This window comes from Duganella sp. AC917 (assembly GCF_979258245.1).
The window spans coordinates 3,023,242-3,045,722 of record NZ_OZ409848.1; the positions used below are offsets into that span (position 1 = coordinate 3,023,242).

At 64.4% G+C, this 22,481-nt stretch carries 20 protein-coding genes and 1 pseudogene; 9 read left to right on the forward strand and 12 right to left on the reverse strand.

Annotation, left to right across the window (positions count from 1 at the left end; genetic code table 11):
- Positions 1 to 92: 92 nt before the first annotated feature.
- Both ACZ0BA_RS13025 and ACZ0BA_RS13030 read left to right on the forward strand, forming a co-directional pair.
- Positions 93 to 1,388, forward strand: coding sequence for a Glu/Leu/Phe/Val family dehydrogenase (locus ACZ0BA_RS13025; RefSeq protein WP_463451691.1), 1,296 nt, complete (start codon positions 93 to 95; stop codon positions 1,386 to 1,388).
- 90 nt (positions 1,389 to 1,478) lie between these two features.
- Positions 1,479 to 2,711 (forward strand): malic enzyme-like NAD(P)-binding protein, encoded by a 1,233-nt coding sequence (locus tag ACZ0BA_RS13030; RefSeq protein ID WP_463451692.1) that lies wholly within the window; start codon positions 1,479 to 1,481, stop codon positions 2,709 to 2,711.
- 47 nt (positions 2,712 to 2,758) lie between these two features.
- Here the strand turns inward: ACZ0BA_RS13030 and ACZ0BA_RS13035 are convergent, their stop codons facing one another.
- Together ACZ0BA_RS13035 and senA are read right to left on the reverse strand one after the other, a co-directional pair.
- On the reverse strand, positions 2,759 to 4,060 hold the full coding sequence (locus ACZ0BA_RS13035) for a Xaa-Pro dipeptidase (protein WP_463451693.1): 1,302 nt from the start codon (positions 4,058 to 4,060) through the stop codon (positions 2,759 to 2,761).
- 59 nt (positions 4,061 to 4,119) lie between these two features.
- Positions 4,120 to 5,331 carry a selenoneine synthase SenA gene (gene senA, locus ACZ0BA_RS13040; protein ID WP_463451694.1) on the reverse strand — a complete coding sequence of 404 codons (1,212 nt, stop codon included), beginning with the start codon at positions 5,329 to 5,331 and terminating at the stop codon, positions 4,120 to 4,122.
- A 34-nt stretch (positions 5,332 to 5,365) separates the two neighbouring features.
- On the opposite strand from senA, the gene senB reads away from it, so the two are divergent.
- The 3 genes from senB to ACZ0BA_RS13055 all read left to right on the forward strand — a co-directional run bounded on the left by senB (position 5,366) and on the right by ACZ0BA_RS13055 (position 8,303).
- On the forward strand, positions 5,366 to 6,388 hold the full coding sequence (senB, locus tag ACZ0BA_RS13045) for a selenoneine biosynthesis selenosugar synthase SenB (protein WP_463451695.1): 1,023 nt from the start codon (positions 5,366 to 5,368) through the stop codon (positions 6,386 to 6,388).
- Positions 6,385 to 7,431 (forward strand): selenide, water dikinase SelD, encoded by a 1,047-nt coding sequence (gene selD / locus ACZ0BA_RS13050; RefSeq protein WP_463451696.1) that lies wholly within the window; start codon positions 6,385 to 6,387, stop codon positions 7,429 to 7,431. The genes senB and selD overlap by 4 nt, the downstream gene beginning before the upstream one ends.
- Positions 7,432 to 7,649: 218 nt before the next feature.
- Positions 7,650 to 8,303, forward strand: coding sequence for a hydrolase (locus ACZ0BA_RS13055; RefSeq protein WP_315218409.1), 654 nt, complete (start codon positions 7,650 to 7,652; stop codon positions 8,301 to 8,303).
- Positions 8,304 to 8,339: 36 nt separating this feature from the next.
- On the opposite strand, the gene ACZ0BA_RS13060 is transcribed toward ACZ0BA_RS13055, so the two are convergent.
- Entirely contained in the window at positions 8,340 to 9,251 is a 912-nt protein-coding gene (locus ACZ0BA_RS13060; RefSeq protein WP_463451697.1) for a LysR family transcriptional regulator, read from the reverse strand.
- Between the two features lie 103 nt (positions 9,252 to 9,354).
- On the opposite strand from ACZ0BA_RS13060, the gene ACZ0BA_RS13065 reads away from it, so the two are divergent.
- Positions 9,355 to 10,128, forward strand: coding sequence for an SDR family NAD(P)-dependent oxidoreductase (locus ACZ0BA_RS13065; RefSeq protein ID WP_463451698.1), 774 nt, complete (start codon positions 9,355 to 9,357; stop codon positions 10,126 to 10,128).
- 6 nt (positions 10,129 to 10,134) lie between these two features.
- Here ACZ0BA_RS13065 and ACZ0BA_RS13070 read toward each other — a convergent pair whose 3' ends face one another.
- Entirely contained in the window at positions 10,135 to 10,647 is a 513-nt protein-coding gene (locus ACZ0BA_RS13070) for a nuclear transport factor 2 family protein (RefSeq protein ID WP_463451699.1), read from the reverse strand.
- 147 nt (positions 10,648 to 10,794) lie between these two features.
- Here ACZ0BA_RS13070 and ACZ0BA_RS13075 point away from each other — a divergent pair, with 147 nt between their 5' ends.
- The 3 genes and pseudogenes from ACZ0BA_RS13075 to leuA all read left to right on the forward strand — a co-directional run bounded on the left by ACZ0BA_RS13075 (position 10,795) and on the right by leuA (position 13,357).
- Positions 10,795 to 10,995, forward strand: a complete 201-nt coding sequence (locus ACZ0BA_RS13075) for a type II toxin-antitoxin system VapB family antitoxin (protein ID WP_463451700.1) — start codon at positions 10,795 to 10,797, stop codon at positions 10,993 to 10,995.
- Positions 10,995 to 11,244: pseudogene (locus tag ACZ0BA_RS13080) on the forward strand (hypothetical protein). The gene ACZ0BA_RS13075 and the pseudogene ACZ0BA_RS13080 overlap by 1 nt, the downstream one beginning before the upstream one ends.
- Before the next feature lie 418 nt (positions 11,245 to 11,662).
- A complete protein-coding gene (gene leuA / locus ACZ0BA_RS13085; protein ID WP_463451701.1) occupies positions 11,663 to 13,357 on the forward strand; it encodes a 2-isopropylmalate synthase in 1,695 nt (564 codons plus the stop codon).
- 6 nt (positions 13,358 to 13,363) lie between these two features.
- Here leuA and ACZ0BA_RS13090 read toward each other — a convergent pair whose 3' ends face one another.
- From ACZ0BA_RS13090 to egtD, 8 genes are all read right to left on the reverse strand, one after another.
- The gene (locus ACZ0BA_RS13090; RefSeq protein WP_463451702.1) at positions 13,364 to 13,699 is read right to left on the reverse strand and encodes an iron transporter; all 336 of its coding nucleotides are present in this window, start codon (positions 13,697 to 13,699) and stop codon (positions 13,364 to 13,366) included.
- A complete protein-coding gene (locus ACZ0BA_RS13095) occupies positions 13,696 to 15,240 on the reverse strand; it encodes a PepSY-associated TM helix domain-containing protein (RefSeq protein ID WP_463451703.1) in 1,545 nt (514 codons plus the stop codon). Before ACZ0BA_RS13095 ends, ACZ0BA_RS13090 begins: the two co-directional genes overlap by 4 nt.
- A gap of 42 nt (positions 15,241 to 15,282) precedes the next feature.
- A complete protein-coding gene (locus ACZ0BA_RS13100) occupies positions 15,283 to 17,769 on the reverse strand; it encodes a TonB-dependent siderophore receptor (protein WP_463451704.1) in 2,487 nt (828 codons plus the stop codon).
- A gap of 84 nt (positions 17,770 to 17,853) precedes the next feature.
- A complete protein-coding gene (locus tag ACZ0BA_RS13105; protein ID WP_463451705.1) occupies positions 17,854 to 18,825 on the reverse strand; it encodes a FecR domain-containing protein in 972 nt (323 codons plus the stop codon).
- Position 18,826: 1 nt separating this feature from the next.
- Complete coding sequence (locus ACZ0BA_RS13110; protein WP_463451706.1) at positions 18,827 to 19,321, reverse strand: sigma-70 family RNA polymerase sigma factor; 495 nt, start codon at positions 19,319 to 19,321, stop codon at positions 18,827 to 18,829.
- A 101-nt stretch (positions 19,322 to 19,422) separates the two neighbouring features.
- Entirely contained in the window at positions 19,423 to 19,968 is a 546-nt protein-coding gene (locus tag ACZ0BA_RS13115; RefSeq protein ID WP_463451707.1) for a GNAT family N-acetyltransferase, read from the reverse strand.
- Positions 19,969 to 20,140: 172 nt separating this feature from the next.
- Positions 20,141 to 21,424 (reverse strand): ergothioneine biosynthesis protein EgtB, encoded by a 1,284-nt coding sequence (egtB, locus tag ACZ0BA_RS13120; protein ID WP_463451708.1) that lies wholly within the window; start codon positions 21,422 to 21,424, stop codon positions 20,141 to 20,143.
- A gap of 16 nt (positions 21,425 to 21,440) precedes the next feature.
- Positions 21,441 to 22,388, reverse strand: coding sequence for an L-histidine N(alpha)-methyltransferase (gene egtD / locus ACZ0BA_RS13125; protein ID WP_463451709.1), 948 nt, complete (start codon positions 22,386 to 22,388; stop codon positions 21,441 to 21,443).
- Positions 22,389 to 22,481: the final 93 nt, after the last annotated feature.

Genomic DNA, 22,481 nt, shown 5'->3' on the forward strand with positions numbered 1-22,481 from the left:
TGGCCCGTTCGCGCGGCTCCACCCTATGATTCGTTCCAGCTGATCGCCGCCAAAAGCGGCCCTCACAAAAACAAATCCAACGGAGCCTGAGCATGACCACCGCACACCAACAGCACGCACTGCCGTCCTACCTCAACCCGGAAGATCTGGGTCCATGGGGCGTTTATCTACAACAGATCGACCGCGTCACGCCGCACCTCGGCAGCCTGTCGCGCTGGGTCGAAACGCTCAAGCGCCCGAAGCGCATTCTGACCGTCGACGTGCCGATCGAGCGCGATGACGGCTCGATCGCCCACTACGAAGGCTATCGCGTGCAGCATAATATGTCGCGCGGTCCGGGCAAGGGCGGCGTGCGCTTCCACCAGGACGTGACCTTGTCGGAAGTGATGGCCCTGTCGGCGTGGATGACGGTGAAAAATGCGGCGGTCAACGTGCCCTACGGTGGCGCCAAGGGTGGCATCCGCGTCGATCCGAAGACCCTTTCGCGCGGCGAGCTGCAACGCCTGACGCGCCGCTACACCAGCGAAATCAGTCTGATCATCGGACCTAACAAGGACATCCCGGCGCCCGACGTCAACACCAACGAACAGGTGATGGCGTGGATGATGGACTCCTACGCCATGATCGAAGGTAACCTGTCGACCGGCGTCGTCACCGGCAAGCCGATCTCGCTGGGCGGCTCGCTGGGCCGGCGCGAAGCCACCGGCCGTGGGGTGTTCGTGGTCGGCCGCGAAGCCGCCATCAAGCGCGGCGTCTCCATCGAAGGCGCACGTGTCGCCATCCAGGGCTTCGGCAATGTCGGCGGCGTCGCCGCCACCATGTTCGCCGACGCCGGCGCCAAAGTCGTCGCCGTGCAGGACCACACCGGCACCGTGGTGCACCAGGGCGGCCTCGATATCGCCCGTCTTCACCACCACGTGGCCGAATGCGGCAGCGTCACCGGTTTCGCCGGCGCCGAGGCCTTCCTCGACCGCGACGCCTTCTGGGATATCGAAACCGAGATCCTGATTCCGGCCGCGCTGGAACAGCAGATCACGGCCGACAACGCGCAGCGCATCCGCACCAAAATCATCCTCGAAGGCGCCAACGGCCCGACCACGCCGGAAGCGGACGACATCCTGACCGACAAGGACGTGCTGATCGTGCCGGACGTGCTGGCGAACGCCGGCGGCGTAACTGTGTCATACTTTGAATGGGTGCAGGATTTTTCCAGCTTCTTCTGGAGCGAGGACGAGATCAATGCCCGCCTGACGCGCATCATGCAGGAGGCGTTCAACGCCGTGTGGTCCGTGTCACAAGAGAAGAAGGTTACGCTGCGCACCGCCACCTTCATTTTGGCGTGCACGCGCGTGCTGCAAGCCCGCGAGGTCCGCGGCCTGTACCCATGATGTAACGAATCCCAGCAATTTGCGCCTGCACCGGCTTCGGCCCGTGCGGGCGTTTTTCGCATATAGAGCGTCACCAAAAATAAGGACAACATGAGCACCATCGAACAGAAAGCACTGGCCTACCACCGCGCCGGCAAGGCCGGCAAGATCGCCATCGAAGTGACCAAGAGCGTCGGCACCCAGGAAGACCTGGCGCTGGCCTACTCGCCCGGCGTCGCCGCCCCTTGCGTGGAGATCCAGCGCGAGCCGGCCAAGGCCTACGAATACACCGCCAAGGGCAACCTGGTGGGCGTCATCACCAACGGCACCGCGGTGCTCGGTCTGGGCAACATCGGCGCGCTCGCCGGCAAGCCGGTGATGGAAGGTAAAGTGGTTCTGTTCAAAAAATTCGCCGGCATCGACGCCTTCGACATCGAAATCGACGAGACCGACCCGGACAAGCTGGTGGAGATCATCGCCGCGCTGCACCCGACCTTCGGCGGCATCAACCTCGAAGACATCAAGGCGCCGGAATGCTTCTACATCGAGCGCAAGCTGCGAGAGCGCCTGTCGATCCCGGTGTTCCATGACGACCAGCACGGCACCGCCATCGTCGTCGGCGCCGGCATGCTCAACGCGATTGAAATGACGGGCCGCGATATCTCCACCGTCAAAATCGTCTGCTCGGGCGCCGGCGCAGCCGCCATTGCCTGCCTCGACCTGCTGGTCGATTTGGGCGCGCAAAAGCACAACATCTTCGTCTGCGACAGCAAGGGCGTGCTGACCACCGTGCGCGCGCTCGACGGCGAAAAAGCCGCGTGGGCGCAGGACACCACCGCCACCAAACTGTCGGACGTGATGGAAGGCGCCGACGTCTTCCTGGGCGTGTCCGGTCCGGGCGTGCTGTCGCAGGCCGACATCACGCGCATGAACGCGCACCCGATCGTCTTCACGCTCGCCAATCCGGAGCCGGAGCTGCGTCCGGAGCTGGTGCGCGAAGTCGCGCCCGACGCCATCATCGCCACCGGCCGCTCGGACTATCCGAACCAGATCAACAACGCGCTGTGCTTCCCCTACCTGTTCCGCGCGGCGCTCGACTGCGGCGCCTCGACGATCAACCAGGAGATGAAGCGCGCCTGCGTGGTGGCGCTGGCCGACATGGCGCGCGCCGACGCGCGCTTCGGCAAGGACTATGTGGTGCCTGGCCTGCTGGACCCGCGCCTGCTGCGCGGCGTCACGCCGAAGATCGCCACCGCAGCGTACCGCAGCGGCGTGGCGCGCAAGGAGCTGATCGAGATCGACTACGCCAACGACCTGGCCGACCTGGCCGAATCGCTGATCTAAGCATTACCAAACCCGCATCCTGAACACCGGGATGCGGGTTGCGCCGATCACCGGCGAATCACCTCGCCACCCTTCATCACAAATGACACCCTGGTCAATTCCGCCGCGTTCTCGGACGGATCGGCCTTGACCGCGATGATATCGGCGAATTTGCCGGCCGTGATCGAGCCGACTTTGTCCTTCCACCCCAACAGATCGGCCGCGTTGATGGTCGCCGCCTGGATCGCCTGCATCGACGTCATGCCGTATTTGATCATGTAAGCGAACTGTTTGGCGTTGTCGCCATGCGGATAAACGCCGGAATCGGTGCCGAACGCCATCTTCGCCCCACCGGTGAACGCCTTGCGGAAGTTATCGCGCTGCAGCTGGCCGATAACCTTCTCCTTGGCGATCGATTCAGGCAGCATGCCGGCCTTCTCGCCTTCCTGCAAAATGAAGTCGTCATTGTAGATATCCATCACCAAGTAGGTGCCCTTCTCGCGCGCCAGCTTGATCCCTTCGTCGTCGATCAAACTCGCGTGCTCGATCGAATCGACGCCCGCCAAAATCGCATCGCGAATGCTGCTGGCGCCATGGGCGTGCGCGGCCACCTTGCGGCCAAGCTTGTGCGCCTCGCCGACGATAGCCTGCATTTCCTCCAGCGTGTACTGCTGCGCGCCCGGCTCGTCGCCCTTGGACAGAACGCCGCCCGAGGCGCAGATCTTGATCACGTCGGCGCCGTACTTGGCCATCTCGCGCACCTTGGCGCGCGCCTCCCACGGGCCGTCGGCCACGCCGCGGCCGGTGATCTTCATATCCGGCGGCAGCAGGTTCTCGTCGCAATGGCCGCCCTGGATACCGATGGCGTAACCGGCCGTGCGCATGCGCGGGCCGATGAAATCGCCCTCGTCGATGGCATCGCGCAGCGCCACGTCGCCGAAACCGCCCGCGCCCACGTTGCGCACGGTGGTGAAGCCCGCCTCCAGCGTCTTGCGCGCCGAGCGCACGCCATACAGCGCCGCGCGGGTGTCGGATACGCCCAGCGTGTTGTACCCGCCCAGATAAGCGTTGGCGGTCAAGTGCGTGTGCATGTCGATCAAGCCTGGCAGCACGGTCTGCGACGACAAGTCGATCACCTGCGCGCCCGCCGGAATTCTGGCGGACGCGCTTGGGCCAACCGAGGTGATACGTTCGCCGGTGATGACGATGGTCTGGTCCTTGAGCACAGTGCCGCCCACGACGTCGACCAGCTTGCCGGCGCGGATGACCACTACTTTGGCTTCCGCCCTGGCGTCGGCGGCAAAGGACGGCAATGCCGCGCCCGGGGCGCCCAGGACGGCGGCGGTGATCAGGAGATGCTTGAACTTCATGGGGTGCGCCCTTTTCGGAAAAAAGAAAAGAATAGCAGAGCAACCCTGAAAACGTGTAGCTACTTTTGCCAGGCGCAGGTGCGCAGGCCGACGAACATGTCGTCGCGCTCTGGCATGTAGAAGTTGCGGTATTTGGCCGAGACCATACGCGTTTGCGTCGCGAACGAGGCGCCACGCAGCGCCTGGTGGGTGGTGAACCACGGCTGCGAATACTCGCGGTAGCGGTCCGGGGCGAAATCCGGATACGGCTCGAACGGCGTCGAGGTCCACTCCCACAGCTGCCCCCAGCGGAACGCCGGGTGGCCCGACAGCGCGGCATACTCCCACTCCGCCTCCGTCGGCAGGCGCCGTCCGGCCCAGGCGCAGTAGGCCTGCGCCTCGTACAAGGTCAGGTGGCGCACCGGTTCTGCGCCGGCCAGCGTGGTCAATTCGCCGAAGCGCATGGTGCGCCACACGCCGCCCTCGCGCTGCCAGTGGCGCGGCGCCGAGCGTTCCTGGCGCATCAGCCAGTCGGCGCCCGCGTTGCTCCAGAACTGGCGGTTGTCGTAGCCGCCATCGGCGACGAAATCGGCATACTGGGTGTTGGTCACCAGGCTGCTGTCGATGGTGAACGGCGCCACCCGCACGGCATGCGCGGCGCGCTCGTTGTCGAACACGAAGCCATCGCCGGCGCTGCCCATCTCGATGGTCCCGCCGGGAAAACCAATCTCCGACGGCGCGTACAATATTTGCGCCTGCCCCTGCGAGGCGGCCAATGCCGTCGTCGGCGCCGCCAAGCCGAGCGTCTGCAAAGTGTAGAGCAGCGCTTCGCCATGCATATCCTCGTGCGCCAGCGCCAGCCGGTATGGATACAGCGCTTCGTCGGTGTTGGGCTCGCGCGACAGTTTGTCGAGCACGCGGTCGAGCACCTCGTGGCAATAGGTCTTCAGCGCGCCGGTGCCGGGCAGGTCGAGCGTCCACCGGCTGCGGTGCGGCACCAGCGCGGAATCGAACCAGTCGTCGCCACGGGTCAGCAGGCAGTTGCCGTTGCCGTCGGCCGGATGGCTGGACGTCGCCTCGCGCAGGATGAACCATTCCGCGAACCAGGCGAGATGGCCCAGCTCCCACAGCGGTGGGTTGATGATGCGCAGTTGCGGCACCCGTGCCGCGACATCCATGCCGGCGGCGGCAAAGCAATCGAACAGCAGCAGCGTATAATCGCGCGCATGCCGCAGCGACTGCGCCAATTGCTGTGGACTGGCGTTCCGGAACGAGGATGGGCTGGAATTCATGGGGCGATTGTAACGACTTTTAAGCAAAACACCAGTGACACGACAGCACATCTGGATCGTCAGCCCGGCGTCCGCCCGCGCCAACAACGGCAACTGGCAAAGCGCCAGCCGCTGGGCGCGTTTCCTGCGCACGCGCTACCGGGTCACGATCAGCCTTCAATGGCCCGACGCCGGGGCGCCCTCGCCGGCCGACGCGCCGCCCGACCTTCTGATCGCGCTGCACGCGCGCCGTTCGGCGGCGTCGCTGGACGCCTGGACGCAAGCGTGGCCGGATCGCCCGTCCATCCTGCTGTTGACCGGAACCGACCTGTATCGCGACATCCACGACGACGCGGCCGCGCAACGCTCGCTTGAGCAAGCCGGCGCGCTGGTGCTGCTGCAGCCTGCCGGCCTGCAGGTGCTACCGGCGCGATTACACGCCAAGGCCAGCGTGATCTACCAGTCCGCCGCCACCTTGCGGCCGTCGCCCGCCACCACCCGAAAAAACGCGGTCATCTGCATGATCGGCCATTTGCGCGCCGAAAAAGACCCGCTCACCTTCATGCGCGCCGCAGAGCAGGTGACGTCGCCGTCGGCGCGGCTGATCCATATCGGCGGCGCGCTGGAGCCGGCGCTGGCCACCGCCGCCGAAGTCACCGCCAGCCAAGAGCCGCGCTACCACTGGCTCGGCGCCATGCCGCATGCGGCCACGCGCCAGCGCCTCAAACGCAGCCACGCGATGGCGCTGACATCGCACATGGAGGGCGGCGCCAACGTCATCATCGAAGCGGTGTGCGCCGGCGTGCCGGTGCTGGCGAGCGACATCAACGGCAATCGCGGCATGCTGGGCGACGACTACGCCGGCTACTTCCCGCCCGGCGATGCCGCCGCGCTGGCGCGCCTGATCGACCGCTCCATCGAAGATCCGACCTTTCACGCACTGCTGCGCGCCCAGTGCGACGCCCGCGCACCGCTGTTCGCGCCGGCCGCCGAACGGGCGGCGTTACTGGAGTTAGTGGATAATCTGCTTATCAACAAATGCGCACCGAACAAGTCCAACCAAGGAATGAACAAATGAGCAACGACGCTATCAAACTGACCTCCTTCTCCCACGGCGGCGGCTGCGGCTGCAAAATCGCGCCGGGCGTGCTGTCCGAGATCCTGAAGAATTCGACCGGCTTCCCGGTGCCGAAGGAACTGATGGTCGGCATCGAGACGGCCGACGACGCCGCCGTCTACAGGCTCAATGACGAACAGGCGCTGATCGCCACCACCGACTTCTTCATGCCCATCGTCGACGACCCGTTCGACTTCGGCCGCATCGCCGCCACCAACGCCATCTCCGACGTCTACGCCATGGGCGGCACGCCCATCATGGCCCTGGCCCTGGTGGGCATGCCGATCAACAAACTGCCGATCGAAACCATCGGCCAGATCATCAAGGGCGGCGAATCGATCTGCGCCGAAGCTGGCATTCCGATCGCCGGCGGCCACACCATCGACTCGGTCGAGCCGATCTACGGCCTGGTGGTGCTGGGCCTCGTGCACCCGTCCAAAGTCAAGCGCAACGCCGACGCCAAGGCCGGCGACGTGCTGGTGCTGGGCAAACCGCTGGGCGTGGGCGTGCTGTCGGCCGCGCTGAAAAAGGACAAGCTGGACGCCGATGGCTACAAGGCCATGATCGCCAACACCACCAAGCTCAATAAGCCCGGCAAGGCGCTGTCCGAGATGGCCGGCGTGCACGCGCTGACCGACGTCACCGGTTTCGGCCTGCTGGGCCACCTGCTGGAACTGGCGCGCGGCGCCAAGCTGGAAGCGCATCTGGAGATGGCGAAGATTCCGCTGCTGCCGGGAGTCGAACAGCTGGCGCACGACGGCTATTTCACCGGCGCCTCGGGCCGCAACTGGGAAGCGTACGGCAAGGATGTGGAGCTGGGCGCCGGCGTCTCGCAGGCGCAGCACATGCTGCTGACCGACCCGCAGACCTCGGGCGGGCTGCTGGTCTCCTGTGACGCTGGCAGCGTCGAGGAAGTACTGGCACTGTTCCGCCGCGAAGGCTTCGGCGAGGCCGCCGTCATCGGCCGCATGGCCGAAGGCGAAGCGCGCGTGCGCGTCGAGTAAGCCGGCCGCAAATCCGTTACGAAGCGCGGCGCGGCCGTATCCGCCCCGCGCTTTTTTAACGTCCAAAATTAATATTCGATATTTTCGAACATAGCCCGGTATTTTTTCCGCTTTTATTTTCTTCAGCCGTCGCGGATACTTCATTCCAGCAGCGAGAAACGCGAAAACAAAAGCGAATCCGCTAATCGAAACTATTGAATATTAACTAGGAGCCTACCATGCCAACCGCCATCGCCAAACCAGGCAACACCCTGCTGAACCCTACCAACCACACGCTGATCATGATCGATCACCAGTCGCAGATGTCGTTCGCCACCAAGTCGATCGACCCGGTCCAGCTGCGCAACAACGTCGCGCTGGTCGCCAAGGCGGCCAAAGGCTTCGCCGTTCCGACCATCCTGACCACTGTCGCCGAAAAGTCGTTCTCCGGTCCGATCTTCGACGAAATCAAATCGGTCTTCCCGGACGAAGTGGCGATCGACCGCACCACCATGAACACTTGGGAAGATCCACGCATCGCCGACCGCGTCAACGCCATCGGCAAGGACAAGATCGTGCTGGCCGGGCTGTGGACGTCGGTGTGCATCGTCGGCCCCGCCCTCTCGGCGCTCGACCAGGGCTTCGAAGTCTACGTCATCACCGACGCCAGCGGCGACGTCTCCGACGAAGCGCACGAACGCGCCGTCGAACGCATGGTGCAATTGGGCGCCCGCCCAATGACCTCGCTGCAGTATCTGCTCGAACTGCAGCGCGACTGGGCGCGCGGCGAGACCTACAACGAAACCGTGGCCACCTCGATCGCGCACGGCGGCGGCTATGGCCTCGGCCTGATCTACGCCAAAACCATGTTCAACGCCGGCGAAGGCCACTAAGCAGATTCGGGCCGGGCATCAGGCCCGGCCCGCCGATTAATCGCCCACGCCTTCCACCATAGCCGGCCGGGTGATTTGCATAAGCCAGTTGAACACCACCTCCGCGCGCGGTGCGATGTGGCGCCGCTGCGGCACCATCAACGACACCTGCATCGGCGGCGCGCGAAATTCCGGCAACACTTCGACCAACTCGCCGCTGTCGATCAGGCGGCGGTTGGTCGCCAGCGCCACCTGCATGATCCCCAGTCCGTTCAGGCAGCCCGCCTGCATGAACGTCGAGCTGTTGACCGACAGCGCCGCGCGCATCGGCACCTCGCGCACCGCACCATCCGCCACGTAGCGAAAGGCGGCACCGTCGCTGCGCAGACTGGCGGAGTAATGGACGATGCGATGGCCCGCGAGGTCGGCCAGCGTGCGCGGCATGCCGTGCCGCCGCACATACGCCGGACTGGCGACGTTACACATCGCCATCGCGCCCAACGGCCGCGCCACCATATCCGAATCGGGCAGCGGCCCGATCCTGACCAGCGCGTCGAAGCCTTCGCGCACCATGTCGATGCGGCGGTCGTTAACGCTGATGCCCAGGTCGAGCAGCGGATGCTCGGCCAGCAGCGACTGCAGGTGCGGCATCACAAGCTCCTGCGCGAACATGCCGGGCATGTCGATGCGCACCTTGCCGCGCAGCGCGCCGGCGGCGGGCCGGAACATCCCCTGCAACTGGTCGGCCTCGGTCAGCAGCTCCCTGCAACGGGCCAGGAAGGCCTCGCCGTCGGGCGTGAGCCGCACGCTGCGCGTGGTCCGCTGCAGCAGGCGTCCGCCCACCTCCGCCTCAAGCGCCTGCACCAAGGTCGAGACCCGGCCCTTCGCCAGGCCCAGCTCCTCGGCCGCCCGGGTGAAGCTGGCCAGTTCGGCGACGCGACAAAATACCCTCAACTCACTCAGATCCATGCGATTGTTCTTTTTGACGAAACAGTTCATTCATTTTATAACGATTTATCTTCGATAAACAGAACGGTAAAGTGGGGACCTCTTTCATCCATCCGGAGCATCCATGAACACGATCCCCCAAGCAAACCGCATCGCCCTCGTCACCGGCGCCAGCCGCGGCATCGGCCGCAGCCACGCGCTGAAACTGGCCGCGCGCGGCGTCGATGTGATCATCACTTATCTGAACGGCGAAGAACAGGCCACCGCCGTGGTCAAGGAGGTCGAGGCGCTGGGCCGCCGCGCGGTCGCTTTGCGCCTCGACGTCGGCGCCGCCGGCACGTTCGCCGCTTTCGCCGACAGCGTGCGTGCGGCGCTGCAAACCACCTGGGGGCGCGAGCGCTTGGACTACCTGGTCAACAACGCCGGTGGCGGCATCCACGCCTCCCTGGCCGAGACCACGGAGGAACAATTCGACCTGATGATCAACACCCACCTGAAAGGCACCTTCTTCCTGACCCAGAAGCTGCTGCCGTTGATTGCGGACGGGGGCCGCATCATCAACACGTCGTCGGGGCTGGCCCGCTTCACCTTCGGCGGTTACGCCGCCTACGCGTCGGCCAAAGGCGGGGTCGATGTGCTGACGCGCTACATGGCGCTAGAACTGGGCCCGCGCGGCATCAGCGTCAACGTCGTCGCCCCGGGGCCGACCACGACGGACTTCGGCGGGGGCCAGGTGCGCGACGATGCCGCCATGAATGCGCAGCTGGCCAGCATGACTGCGCTGGGCCGCAACGCGAGCGCCGACGACATTGCCGGCGTGGTCGCGACACTGCTGACGGGGGACGCCGGCTGGATCACCGGCCAGCGCATCGAAGCCTCGGGCGGCCTGCTGCTCTGATCTGTCCTATTTGTTGTCCCTGTAATTGGCCGACCAGGTGACGGAATAGATTTTCCACAGCCCGTCGCGCTTGACCATCTGCCAGGCCTCGACGCCATGGTTCTGCACCACGCCGTCGAACAGGAACTCGTAATCGAACATCACCCAGGCCAGATCGCCGTCCTGGGTGATCTTCAAGTCGTAAAACTTCTCTTCGACCTGCCGCTTCTCTGTTTTGACGAATTGGACAAAATCGTTGTAGCCGCCGGCGCGCACGCCGTCGAAGTTCGGATCGACCTCCTTGCGGATTCGGGCCACCTGCTTGTCGCTCGCCGGCGAGGCGAAAAGGATGTTCGAGTTCAGCATCAACGATGACAGCTTGCGCGCATCCTTCGCCTTGAGCGCGGCCTGGAAGTCGGTGGCCACGGCCGAGATGGCTGCGGCGTCCTCCGGCGTCGCCACCGGCTTGGGCGGCGCCGCCTGCGCGCCGCCTGCGCCAATCAACACCATCAACACTGCCGCGCGAACAAATCGATACATTGGGAATCCTATAAAGATGAGACGTCGATAGTATGGGAATATGGCAAAAACATCAACATAGCCGCCCGACCTGGAACCAAGCCATCGTCTAGATTTAACGATGCTAAAATAGATGCGGCTTACCATCAAGATTGATTCAGGAGCGCCATGAGAACCACTGTCACGATTGACGACGAGCTTTACAACCAGGCTCTGGAGGTCGCGGACCCAGCCATGGACAAGGCAGATCTGTTTCGCGAGGCCATAAAAACCTTTGTGCGGGCCCAAGCCGCTAAGCGATTGGCGGCCTTAGGCGGCGCCGCCCCAGACATGGCCGACGTGCCGCGCCGCCCAGCCGAGCCGACCTGATGAGCGCCGTGCTTGTCGATACTTCGGTATGGGTCGACCACTTCCGGCGCCGTAACGCCGCGTTGGAGATCCTGCTGCGCCAAGACGGCGTTCATTGAACGCGAAACGCTATACGGCTTAGGATGCGGGCTGGTTGACTTGGTTTTATTGGCATCCACCCTGCTCACCCCTGCCGCCAGGCTGTGGACACTCGACCAGCGACTTGGCAAACTAGCCGCGCGTTTTCACGTGGCGCATCAATTCCCTTGACAGCCATGCAGGCGATCTCGTACATTAAGGCCTATGACTTCGCATCTGCACCTATCCGCTTTCCTGCTGCCGTCTGCTGGCCTATCGCTAGCAGCGCGCCTACTAGCACGCGTTTAATCCGCGTTCCAGCCGCGTTTTCAACGCACCCCGTGCCGGCCACAAGCCGCACCCGTCTTCAAAACCCAGGAAAGTCCGCACCGATGCTCACCACGGCCACCCATGCTCCATCCCGCACCGGCGATTCGATCGCGCTGCTGGCTGACGCGCGTGCGTTTGGCCCGGCACTGCTACTGCTAAAACTACCGATCGGTTGCCTGGCCTAGCGTTCCGTGGCCGCCCGGCAGCCTTTCGCCACACGCAGCGCCAGCACCCGCCGGCATCCCAGCACTTCCCAATTTAAAAGACCCAGGAGCACCCCATGATGTTGCAGAACCCAGCAGCGAAGTACCGCGCCTTCCCACCAGTTCAATTGTCCGATCGCCAGTGGCCCAACAACATCATCTCCAAGCCGCCGATCTGGATGAGCACCGATCTGCGCGACGGCAACCAGGCGCTGATCGAGCCGATGAGCCCCGAGAAAAAACTGCGCTTCTTCGAACTGCTGGTCAAGATCGGCCTCAAGGAAATCGAAGTGGGCTTCCCTTCGGCCTCGCAGACCGACTTCGACTTCGTGCGCAAGCTGGTCGAGGAGAACCGCATTCCGGACGACGTCACCATCATCGTGCTGACGCAGTCGCGCGATGAACTGATCCGCCGGACGGTGGAAGCGGCGGCCGGCGCCAAGCGCGCCATCGTCCACCTGTATAACTCGGTCGCGCCGGTGTTCCGCAAGGTCGTCTTCGGCATGTCGCGCGAAGAGATCACCAACATCGCCACCACCGGCACCACCCTGGTCAAAGAGCTGATCAAGCAGCACCCGCAAACCGACTGGGGCTTCGAGTACACGCCGGAGTCGTTCTCCACCACCGAACTCGATTTCTCCAAGCATATCTGCGACGCCGTCACCGCGATCTGGGAGCCGACGCCGAACAAGAAGATGATCATCAACCTGCCGTCGACGGTCGAATGCAGCACGCCGAACGTCTACGCCGACCAGATCGAATGGATGTCGCGCAAGCTGGCGCGCCGCGATTCGCTGATCATCAGCGTCCACCCGCACAATGATCGCGGCACCGCCGTCGCCTCCGCCGAGATGGCCGTGATGGCCGGCGCCGACCGCGTCGAGGGCTGCCTGTTCGGCAACGGCGAACGCACCGGCAATGTCGACCTGGTCACCCTGGCCTTGAACCTCTACACGCAAGGCGTGCATCCGGGCCTGGACTTCTCCGACATCGACGAAGTGCGCAAGTGCGTCGAAGAGTGCAACCAGTTGCCGGTGCATCCGCGCCACCCGTACGTCGGCGACTTGGTGTTCACCGCCTTCTCCGGTTCGCACCAGGACGCGATCAAAAAGGGCTTCGCGCAGCAGAAGGAAGGCGCGATCTGGGAGATTCCTTACTTGCCTATCGATCCGGCCGACCTGGGTCGCAGCTACGACGCCGTCATCCGCGTCAACAGCCAGTCCGGCAAAGGCGGCATGGCCTACTTGCTGGAGCAGGACTACGGCCTGGTGCTGCCGCGCCGCCTGCAGATTGAGTTCAGCCGCGCGGTGCAAGCGGTTGCCGACGCCACCGGCCTGGAAATCACCGCCGATGGCATCTACGACATCTTCAACAAGGAGTACTTCGAGCAAAACTCGCCGTACGCCTACAACTCGCACAAGATGGTGGAAGACACCAGCAGCGACGAGCCGGTGCAGATCGACATCAACCTGACCCACCGCCAGGCGCCGATGGCGCTGCAAGGCGGCGGCAATGGCCCGATCGACGCCTTCGTCGACGCGCTCGGCCTGGACATCAAACTGATGGACTACCACGAGCACTCGATCGGCTCGGGCGCCAACGCCAAGGCGGCCTGCTATGTGGAACTGCGCCTGGCCAACGGCCCGACCTTGTTCGGCGCGGCCACCGACAGCAACATCCTGACCGCCTCGTTCAAGGCGGTGCTCAGCGCGGTCAACCGCCAGCTGAACACCATCGAAGCGGCGCAAGCCAAAGGCGCGGTAACGGCCTAAGCTTTTTTAATGTGGCGCCGGCGGGAACAACGCGTTTCCGCCGGCCGCCCACAGCATCACGCCCATCACCAGCGCTGCGCCCAGCAGCCATCCCCACACCCTGCCCGCACGCACGGGTGAAAACGCGAACACGAACAAGCCCGCATGCACGACGAAGCCCAGCATGGTGCCGATCACCACGCCGTCGGCCAAGGTCAGGCCGGAAAGCATCGGCAGGCCGAACGCCGTCAGCGCGCCGCATAGCGACGCCACCACGTAGCCGCCGACGGTCGCCGCCAGCAAGCGCGATACCACCATCCAGCGATAGCGCGCGGTCACGGCGCCCTTGCGTTTTGCAGTCATATTTTGCGTCCCTTGCGGTGGACCTTGAGCGCCGCCGTCGCCAGCAGCACGCCGAAACCGATGGCGGTCAGCTCGACGCCGGCGCTTTGCCAATCGGCTGCGGCGATATAGCTTCCAACGTGGCGCCCGGTCGTCAGCGCGTTCAGCACAGGCAGGCCGGCGCACAGCAAGGCGCCCAGCGCCAGCTGCTCGATCCACGCCGACGCGCGCGGACGCACGGCCGCGTGCAGAAGCGTCGCCAGCCACACCATGAAGAAGGCGCCGATCTCCCAGCCGGGGCGCGCCGACAGATCCGCCGGCATCAGCCGGTTGGCATAAAAATAGCCGATGCAGGCCAGCACCGCGCCGCTGGTCGAGGCGGTATTGATAGCGTCGATGCAGCGGTAGACGCCAGCCGTCGCGGAACCGAACTCGCCGCCGCTCTTCTGACGCCGCTTGATCAGATACAGGATGGTTCCCGTCGCCATCAGCGCCGTGCCGGCCAGGCCGCTCATGAAATACAGCCAGCGCATGGTCCAGCCGCCGAAGCGGGCGTAATGCAGATGTTCCATCACGCGATGCGTGGCTTGTCCCACCGATTCCTCGACCGGGTCTGGTGTCTTCAGTTGCAGCACCGCGCCGCTGACGCCATCGAACAGGACGACGCCAGGTTGGTTCAGGATGCGGCCAGTATCGCCGTCGTCCATCGCGCGGCCGAACACCCTGACCGCCATGCTGGCGTCGCCGGGCCGTTCGATCACCAGCATGCGCACCTCTCCGCCCAGCAGCGCCCGCGCCTTTGCCAGCAAGGGCGCCATTTGCGGCAACGGCGCCGGCGTGCCCGTCATCTTGCGGCGCGGCGCCGGCGCTTCCGCCGCCAGATCGTGCTCCATCCGTTCGTACGCCTGCTCGTCGCTGCCGTAGGCGGCGCGCAGCGGCAGCGGGATAAAACTCGAATAAAAAATCGCCAGCCCGGTGAGCGTGATCATGAACAGGAAGGGCAAGGTCAATACGCCAAACAGATTGTGCGCGTCGAGCCAGGAGCGCTGCCCTTTGCCGGGTCGAAAAGTAAAGAAGTCGCTGAAGATGCGCTTGTGGACGATCACGCCCGACACCAATGCCACCAGCATCCCCATCGACAGCACGCCGACGATCCAGAACCCGGTCAGGCCGGCCTGCAGCGAGTAGTGAAAGGTCATGAAGAACCGGCCGCCCTGCGTCTCACGCCCCCACGGCGCGGGCAGCACGGCACCGCTGGCGGGGTCGATGGCCTGCTGCCGCTCGCCGCTTTTATCGCGCCAGAACAGCCGCAGCGCCTCGTCCGGACGCGCGGGCAGCTCGACGCGCCAGAAGCGGGCCTTGGGCGCCTGCACCGCCAGATAGCCAAGCGCTTGTTGGACCGACGCCCCTGCGGAAATCGGCCGCGCCGGTGCGGCGACCTGCGGCGCGGCCTGCATCCAGCGCGTGATCGGCTCGCGGAACACGCTCAGCGTCCCGGTCAGGAAGATGGCGCACAGCAGCCAGCCCGTTATCAGGCCACCCCACGTGTGCAGCCATCCCATCGAAAGACGCCAACTATCCCTCATACCACCACCTCGCCGCGATTACAGGGAGCCGCGCAGCATCAGGCCGACGCTGCGCGGTTCGCCGTAGTAGTTACCGCGCGTCAGAGAGCCCAGCATCGAATAGTAGCGGCGGTCGAACAGGTTGTTGAGGTTCAGCTGCGCCGTCCATTTGTCGTTGATGCGGTAGGCCGCGTTCATATCCCAGACTGCGCGGCCGCCCTCGCCCATCGTCACGGCGGTATTGTCCGACGCCGGGAAAGCATAGCCGCTTTGCGCGGAGACCGCGCCGCCCACGGTCACCGCCTTGAACTGGCCCGGCAAGCGGTAGCTGGTGGACGCGCGCAGCAAATGGTGCGGGGTCTCGGAACTGATGCTGGCGCCCGCGTCGTCGCGGCTGGTGACATAGGTGTAGCCGGCCGATACCTGCCAGCCCGGCGCCAGCTCGCCGCTCGCCTCCAGCTCCACGCCCTTGCTGCGCAGGGTGCTGCCGTTGCGATAGCAATCGCTGGTCGACAGCGAGCCGGGACACAGGCCCAGATTGGCCTCGTCGAGCACCGCCAGATTGTCCTTGCGGATTTTGAACACCGCCAGCGACAGGTTCAAACGGCCGTCATACAGCTCGCCCTTGATCCCAGCCTCGTAGTTGGCGCCAACGGCGGGCTTCAACGGCGCGCCGTCCGCGCTCAGAAAGGTACTCTGCACCTGGAAGGTGTCGGCATAGCTGGTGTACAGCGACCATTGCGCGTTCAAGTCGTACACCAGACCCGCATACGGCGTGAACTCGTGGTCTTGCTGATAATCGGCCAACTTGGCGCCGGTCAGGCGGTTGACCTGCAAATAATCCTGCCAGCTCACGCGCCCGCCCAGCAGCAGGTGCAGTGGTTCCGTCAGTTCAAGCCGCGCGCTGGCGTAGACGCCGTAGCGCTGGTCGCGCGTATCGGCATCTACCGTCCATGCCGGGCGCGCCGGCTCGGCCACGGCCGCGTGGTTGACGTTGAAGATATTGACCTGAATGTTGGTCCGGATGTCGGCGGTCTTGTTGTTCTGCTCCTGCTTGGACCAGTTGGCGCCCACCGCCACCTGGTGCCGGCCACCCAGCGCGTTGAAACTGCCGGTCACGCTGGCGTCCACGCCGTAGCTGGACACGTCGAGATTCTTGAAATACAGGTCGTACAGCGTGGCGCCACGCAGGGTGGCGCGGTTCACCGCGCCGCGCGTGATGCCGACCTTCTGCTCGAAACCACCGTCGTTGTAGTTGGCGGCCAAGCGTGCCTTCCAGCCGGCGCCAAAGCGGTGTTCGACCTCCGCGAAGACGTCGTTGAAGGTGGCGTCATGCTGGTTCCAGTCCTGCGCCATCGACGTCGATCGACGCACATCGAGCGCGCCGCCGTCGCTGTAGCGCGATAGCCCGAAGACGGTGTACCCGTCGATGGTGTTTTCCTGCCGGCGCGCACCAATGGTCAAGGTGGTGTCGCGCCCCAGATCGGCCTCGATCACGCCATACAGCAAGGGCTCGCGCGACCGCGTCACATCCTGGAAGGTGTGCTTGTCCTGATACGCCACCACCACCCTGCCGCGCAAAGTGCCATCGGCGTTGAGAGGCGCGCCGGCATCGACTTCGGTGCGGTAGTTGTCCCACAAGCCGGCGCTCAGGTTGACGTCGACATGCGCCTCCTTGCGCGGACGCTTGCGCACCAGGTTCACGGCGCCGCTTGGATCGCCGGCGCCGACAATCAGGCCGGCGGCGCCGCGCAGCACCTCCACGCGGTCGTAGATCGCCATATCGGTCGGCATCCACCCGGTGGGATCGAACACCGTGCCGGCCACGCCGTCGACCAGGTAGGTGTCCATCGCAAAGCCACGAATGGTGAAGGTGTGAGATCCGAAATTGCGTTGCGAGCGGGTGGCGCCGGTGGCCTGCGCCATCACCTCGTCCAGGGTCACCAGGTTTTTATCGTCCATGAATTGGCGCGTGATCACGCTGACCGATTGCGGCGTGTCGCGGATCGACTGTTCCATTTTGCCGATGGTGGTCGCGCGGCCCGTATAGGAGCCGGAGTTTTCGGTGGTCGCGCCCTGCGTCTGCGCCACCACGTGCACCATCGGCAGCGCGGCGGCGTTGTCGACCTGCGCCGCAGAAGGTCCAGACACGGCGATCACGTAGCCGCCGTTGGACTGGCGCGTGGCGGCCAGTCCGGTCCCTTTCAACAGCGCCGCCAGCCCTGACGAAGGCGTATGGACGCCGCTCAGGCCCGGGCTTTGCATGTCCTGGGTGGCCTGGGTCGAGAACGACAGCATGATGCCGGCCTCACGGCCGAAGCGGTTCAAGGTGCCGGCCAACGGGCCGGCCGGGATGGCGAAGTTGCGCAGGCTGTCGACTTCCTGGGCCTGCGCTGCGGCGGCGATCATGGCCAACGGCGCGGCGGCGATCGCGCCGACCGGGAACGCATGCAGCGCGTGGCCGATGGCGCAAGCGATGGCGCGGCGCTTGGTTTTCTCGATTAAAGAGGGTGAATTCTGGTGCATATCTGGATTCCCGGATGGCTAGGATAAAAAGGCTTCTTATCCCCATTGCCCCGCGAGAAACCAAAACAGCTCAACTAATGTGATTTATTTTTTGAGGCCGACCGTGACCCAGTAGCGGGTGTAGCGCTCAACCTTCACCGGCAGCGTGGTTTGCAGGATGTCGAGCACTTTGTCGCTGTCCGCCAGCGGGTAGGTTCCGCTGACCGACAGGTGCGCGGCAGATGGCGCGCAGCGCAGATTCCCGGGACGATAGCGGTTCAATGCGGCCAGAAATTCGGGCAGCGGCATGTCCTGCGCTACCAGCATGCCTTCGATCCAGGCCGTGACGGCATCGTCCACCGCCTGCACGGGGCCGACGGCGGAACGCGTGAAGCCGGCCTGCCGGCCAGCGTCCAGCCTGACGGCGGTGACGGCGCCACCGGCCGCCGGGCGGATCTCCACGGCGCCGTCTAACACGGAGACCACGCTACGGCCGTCCAGCCGGCGCACCTGGAAGTGGGTTCCGAGCGCGAGCGCCGAGCCTTCTGCCGTGTCGACCGAAAAGGGACGCGCCGTAGCACCCTCGTACACGGGTTCGTGCGCGGTGGTGACCAGAATTTCCCCGCGCAGCAGCTGCAGCGTGCGCGCGCTGCCGGTGTAACGAATATTAAGGGCGGTATCGGCGTTCATGCGCACCCGGGTGCCGTCGTCGAGCATCAGCACCGAGCGCTCGCCAACACGGGTGCGATGGTCGGCCGACCATTCCCGCCATGGCGTCTGCTCCTCCGCCATCCAGGCGGCGGCGCCGACGCCCATCAGGAGCGCCAGCGTTTTGAGCGTTTTGCGCCGCTCCGAACGGGCGCCGTTCAGGGTGGCGTGCGCGATGTCGGGATTCAGGTTTTGGAGCTTGTCGCCGAACGCCTCCACGCGCGCCCACGCCCGCGCGTGCGCGGGATCGGCGTCGTGCCACAGGCGCCAGCGCAGGCGCAGGTCATCGTCGGCAGGCTCCGATTGCAGCTCCACCAGCCAGTCCACGGCCTGAGCGCGCACTTCGGAGGAAATCGGGGGTGTCGTCATGTCAGTCGGCGAAACAGCAGTGCAGCATGGCCTTGGCGATGTGGCGCTTGACGGTGGCCAGCGAGATGCCCAGCCGTTCGGCGATATCGGCCTGCCCCATGCCATCGAGCTGCGACAGCAGAAACGCCTCGCGCACCAGCGGCGGCAGGCTGTTTAGTAAAGTGTCGATTTCAACCAGCGTCTCGAGCATGATCGCACGAGTCTCCGGCGACATCGCGTGCTGCTCCGGCCACGCAGCCAGGGCCTGTTCGTACGCCCGTTCGATGTCGCGGCGCCGGTATAAGTTGGCCACCATGCCCTGCGCGATCGTGGTGAGCATCGCGCGCGGTTCACGGATCGCCATCTCCCTCGCCAGCACGCGCACGAAAGTATCCTGCGCGATGTCCGCGGCATCCGAAGCATTGCCCAGCCTTTGCCGCAGCCAGCGCTCAAGCCAGCCGTGGTGGGCGTCGTAGATCGATTTGACCTGTTCGGAATGGAGGGATGCGGCCAACATTAGACTTTATGAATGAGAATTATTCTCAATATTAGCCTAACTTTCATCCTGCACGCAAGAATACATCGCTCGCGTTGACGGTTTTGCGGCGGGACCTGCTGTTACAGCTGGATATCCATCAGCACATCGTCGTACGGCACGCCGTCGACGATCAACGCGCAGTGCTCGCGTCCATAGACCTTGAAGCCGATCGATTCGTACAAGGTGATCGCCGCCGCGTTACCGACGGTGACGGCCAAGGTGACTTTGGTGACGCCCTCCATGGTGGAGATGAACTCCATTGCGTGTTCCATCAGCTGGCGGCCCACGCCGGTGCCACGATAGGCGACATCGACTTGCATGCCGCGGATGTAGGCTTTGTGGCGCAGCTTGATCTGCGATTCGCGGCCGACACCGACCATGCCGACCAGGCGGTCGCCGTCAAAGGCGCCGAAACGGTTGCGGCCAGCCTCCGATTCGAAGTACGCCTCGGTCACCGGGATCGGCGTATTGCACTCCTCTTCATAGCTGGAGGTAAAAGCGGTTGGGGTTTCACGAAGGCCGGAAAGGCGCAATGACTGAAAAGCTGCGGCGTCTGCGGGCGTTAATCGGCGTATGAGAATAGGCATAATAAGAGAAAGATAAAAAAGTGGAATCGAACGATGCATAAATTATCATTTACCTCACTACCAATAGCAAGCGAATAGGGGCGCACGGATGAAACTTAACCCTCTTATGGTAATTAAGATCGTTCGTATGACATTTATGACAGGTCTAATGCAGCTTGTATAAGAATTGGGGTCGCAACGCGGCTAGTCGAAGGCGAAGAGAACGTCACCTTCAGACTTGCCGCGCCAGCCGGATGCCCGTGAATTGCCAGCGGGCGCCGGCGGGGAAGAAGTTTCGGTAGCTGGCGCGCGCATGCCCGGCGGGCGTGGCGCACGAGGAGCCGCGCAGCACATACTGATTCAGCATGAATTTGCCGTTGTACTCACCCAGCGCGCCCGGCGCGGTCTGGTAGCCCGGATATGCCGAGTAGCTGCTGCTGGTCCATTGCCAGCAATGGCCGAACATCTGCAGCAGCTCCCCGTCCGCAACGGCGGCGGCATCGGCTACAGCCACTGCGGCCGGATGCAGCTCACCGGTTTCGATGGCGGCCCGCGCGGCGGCCACTTCCCACTCCGCCTCGGTCGGCAGGCGCGCGCCGACCCAATGGGCGTAGGCGTCCGCCTCGAACAGCGACAGATGCGTCACCGGCAGGCTGGGGTCCAGCGGCAGCGCGCCGCGCAGCGTGAACTCCATCCAGTTGCCGTTGTCGTCCTGCTGCCAGTAGATCGGACACTTCAGGTTCTGGCTGCGCACCCAATCCCAGCCCTCGGCCAGCCACAGCGCGGCATTGAAGTAGCCGCCGGCGGTGATGAACGCCTGGTATTCGCCATTGGTCACCAGCCGTGACGCCAGCTGGAACGGCGCCACATACTGTTTGTGGCGCGGCAGCTCGTTATCGAAGCAAAAGCCGTCGCCGTCGTAGCCGATTTCGGTCAGGCCGCCGTCAAAGTCCACCCAGGTCAACGCCGGCGCCAGCGGAGCCGCCGCCACCGGCACCTCCATATAAGCGGGCAGCAAGGCGCTTTGCGCCAGCAGGTGCTTGACATCGGTGAGCATCAGCTCCTGGTGCTGCTGTTCGTGCTGCAGCCCCAGCGTGATCAGCGTCTCGAGCTGTTCGCGTTGCGGTCCATCGAGGTCGGACGCCAGCAAGCGCGCCACGCGCGCGTCGACATCGGCCCGGTAGGCACGCACTTGCGCCATCGCCGGCCGCGTCAACAGGCCGCGCTGGGCGCGTGGATGCTTTTCGCCGACGCCGTTGTAATAAGAGTTGAACAGCACCCGGAAGGCTGGATGGAAAGGCTGGAAGCCCTGCTCCATGCGCTCGAGGATAAAGGTCTCGAAGAACCAGGTGGTGTGCGCCAGGTGCCATTTGATTGGACTGGCGTCCGGCATCGACTGCGCGCCGCAATCCTCGTCGGTCAAGGGTTCGGCCAGCAGCAACGAGCGATGACGCACCGCGTGATAACGAGCGCCGAGTTGGGCGAAAAGTGGCTGCCGGGGCAAACGCATGTCCATAATGTGTCTCTTCCTGTCAGTCGCGGATCACGCGGGCGTGGATGACGGCGAACCAGCCCGCCGGATCGGTCCACACACGGTTGGTGGCAAACCCGGACTGCTCGAGCAGGCCGACGAAAGACTGCCGCGTGTACTTATAACTGTCTTCGGTGTGTATGCGCTCGCCCTGAGCGAAGCGGCGCTCGCCGCCCTGCCAGTGCACCGTCAACGCGCTGCGCGCCTCCAGGTGCATCTCGATGCGGCTGTGCTCCGGGTTGAAGAACGCCACATGGCGCCATTGGCGCACGTCGAAATCGGCGCCGATCAGGTGATTCACGTGCCGCAGCATGTTCAGATTGAAGGCGCCCGTCACGCCGATGGCGTCGTCGTACGCCGCATCGAGGACCGCGCTGTCCTTGATCAGGTCCACGCCGATCAGCAGGCCGCCGCCGTCGCCGGCGTTGGCGTGCAGCCCGCGAAGGAAAACCTTGGCCTGTTCCGGCTCGAAATTGCCGATCGACGAGCCGGGATAGAAAAACAAGCGGCGGCGATGGCGCACGCTGTCCGGCAGCGTGAAGCCGCTGGAAAAATCGAGTCCCAGCGGCGTCATGTCGATGTGCGGAAACCGCTCCTGCAGGCGCGAGACGGCATCGAGCAGGAAATCGCGCGAAATATCGACCGGCACGTACTGCGCCGGTTGCAGCAGCGGGAACAGGCCGGCCGCCTTGGCGCAATTGCCCGCGCCAAGGTCGATCAGCGAGGTGCCGGTTCCGATGTCGCGCGCCATGTCGGCGCCGTGCGCGGCGAAAATGCCGGCCTCGGTACGGGTGGGATAATATTCCGGCAGTTCGCAAATCGCCTCGAACAGCTTGGAACCCAGGCCGTCGTACAGATATTTTGGCGAAGTGTGCGCATTGGTTGCCATCAGACCGGCGCTGATTTCGGCGATGACCGCATCGCTGCCGTGAGGGCGGGACATTTGCATGGTGACTCTGCCTTTAATGAAGGTGCGTGCCCCGCCAGCGATCTCCCTGCCGTGGACAAACTTTTTGTTATGATAGCTGAATATCCATTTTGA

Excerpts from the sequence above, each read along its gene's own strand:
- ACZ0BA_RS13025 (WP_463451691.1), top strand. The coding sequence starts at position 93 with ATGACCACCGCACACCAACAGCACGCACTGCCGTCCTACCTCAACCCG.
- ACZ0BA_RS13030 (WP_463451692.1), top strand. The coding sequence starts at position 1,479 with ATGAGCACCATCGAACAGAAAGCACTGGCCTACCACCGCGCCGGCAAG.
- ACZ0BA_RS13035 (WP_463451693.1), bottom strand. The coding sequence starts at position 4,060 with ATGAAGTTCAAGCATCTCCTGATCACCGCCGCCGTCCTGGGCGCCCCG.
- senA (WP_463451694.1), bottom strand. The coding sequence starts at position 5,331 with ATGAATTCCAGCCCATCCTCGTTCCGGAACGCCAGTCCACAGCAATTG.
- selD (WP_463451696.1), top strand. The coding sequence starts at position 6,385 with ATGAGCAACGACGCTATCAAACTGACCTCCTTCTCCCACGGCGGCGGC.
- ACZ0BA_RS13055 (WP_315218409.1), top strand. The coding sequence starts at position 7,650 with ATGCCAACCGCCATCGCCAAACCAGGCAACACCCTGCTGAACCCTACC.
- ACZ0BA_RS13060 (WP_463451697.1), bottom strand. The coding sequence starts at position 9,251 with ATGGATCTGAGTGAGTTGAGGGTATTTTGTCGCGTCGCCGAACTGGCC.
- ACZ0BA_RS13065 (WP_463451698.1), top strand. The coding sequence starts at position 9,355 with ATGAACACGATCCCCCAAGCAAACCGCATCGCCCTCGTCACCGGCGCC.
- ACZ0BA_RS13070 (WP_463451699.1), bottom strand. The coding sequence starts at position 10,647 with ATGTATCGATTTGTTCGCGCGGCAGTGTTGATGGTGTTGATTGGCGCA.
- ACZ0BA_RS13075 (WP_463451700.1), top strand. The coding sequence starts at position 10,795 with ATGAGAACCACTGTCACGATTGACGACGAGCTTTACAACCAGGCTCTG.
- leuA (WP_463451701.1), top strand. The coding sequence starts at position 11,663 with ATGATGTTGCAGAACCCAGCAGCGAAGTACCGCGCCTTCCCACCAGTT.
- ACZ0BA_RS13090 (WP_463451702.1), bottom strand. The coding sequence starts at position 13,699 with ATGACTGCAAAACGCAAGGGCGCCGTGACCGCGCGCTATCGCTGGATG.
- ACZ0BA_RS13095 (WP_463451703.1), bottom strand. The coding sequence starts at position 15,240 with ATGGGATGGCTGCACACGTGGGGTGGCCTGATAACGGGCTGGCTGCTG.
- ACZ0BA_RS13100 (WP_463451704.1), bottom strand. The coding sequence starts at position 17,769 with ATGCACCAGAATTCACCCTCTTTAATCGAGAAAACCAAGCGCCGCGCC.
- ACZ0BA_RS13105 (WP_463451705.1), bottom strand. The coding sequence starts at position 18,825 with ATGACGACACCCCCGATTTCCTCCGAAGTGCGCGCTCAGGCCGTGGAC.
- ACZ0BA_RS13110 (WP_463451706.1), bottom strand. The coding sequence starts at position 19,321 with ATGTTGGCCGCATCCCTCCATTCCGAACAGGTCAAATCGATCTACGAC.
- ACZ0BA_RS13115 (WP_463451707.1), bottom strand. The coding sequence starts at position 19,968 with ATGCATCGTTCGATTCCACTTTTTTATCTTTCTCTTATTATGCCTATT.
- egtB (WP_463451708.1), bottom strand. The coding sequence starts at position 21,424 with ATGGACATGCGTTTGCCCCGGCAGCCACTTTTCGCCCAACTCGGCGCT.
- egtD (WP_463451709.1), bottom strand. The coding sequence starts at position 22,388 with ATGCAAATGTCCCGCCCTCACGGCAGCGATGCGGTCATCGCCGAAATC.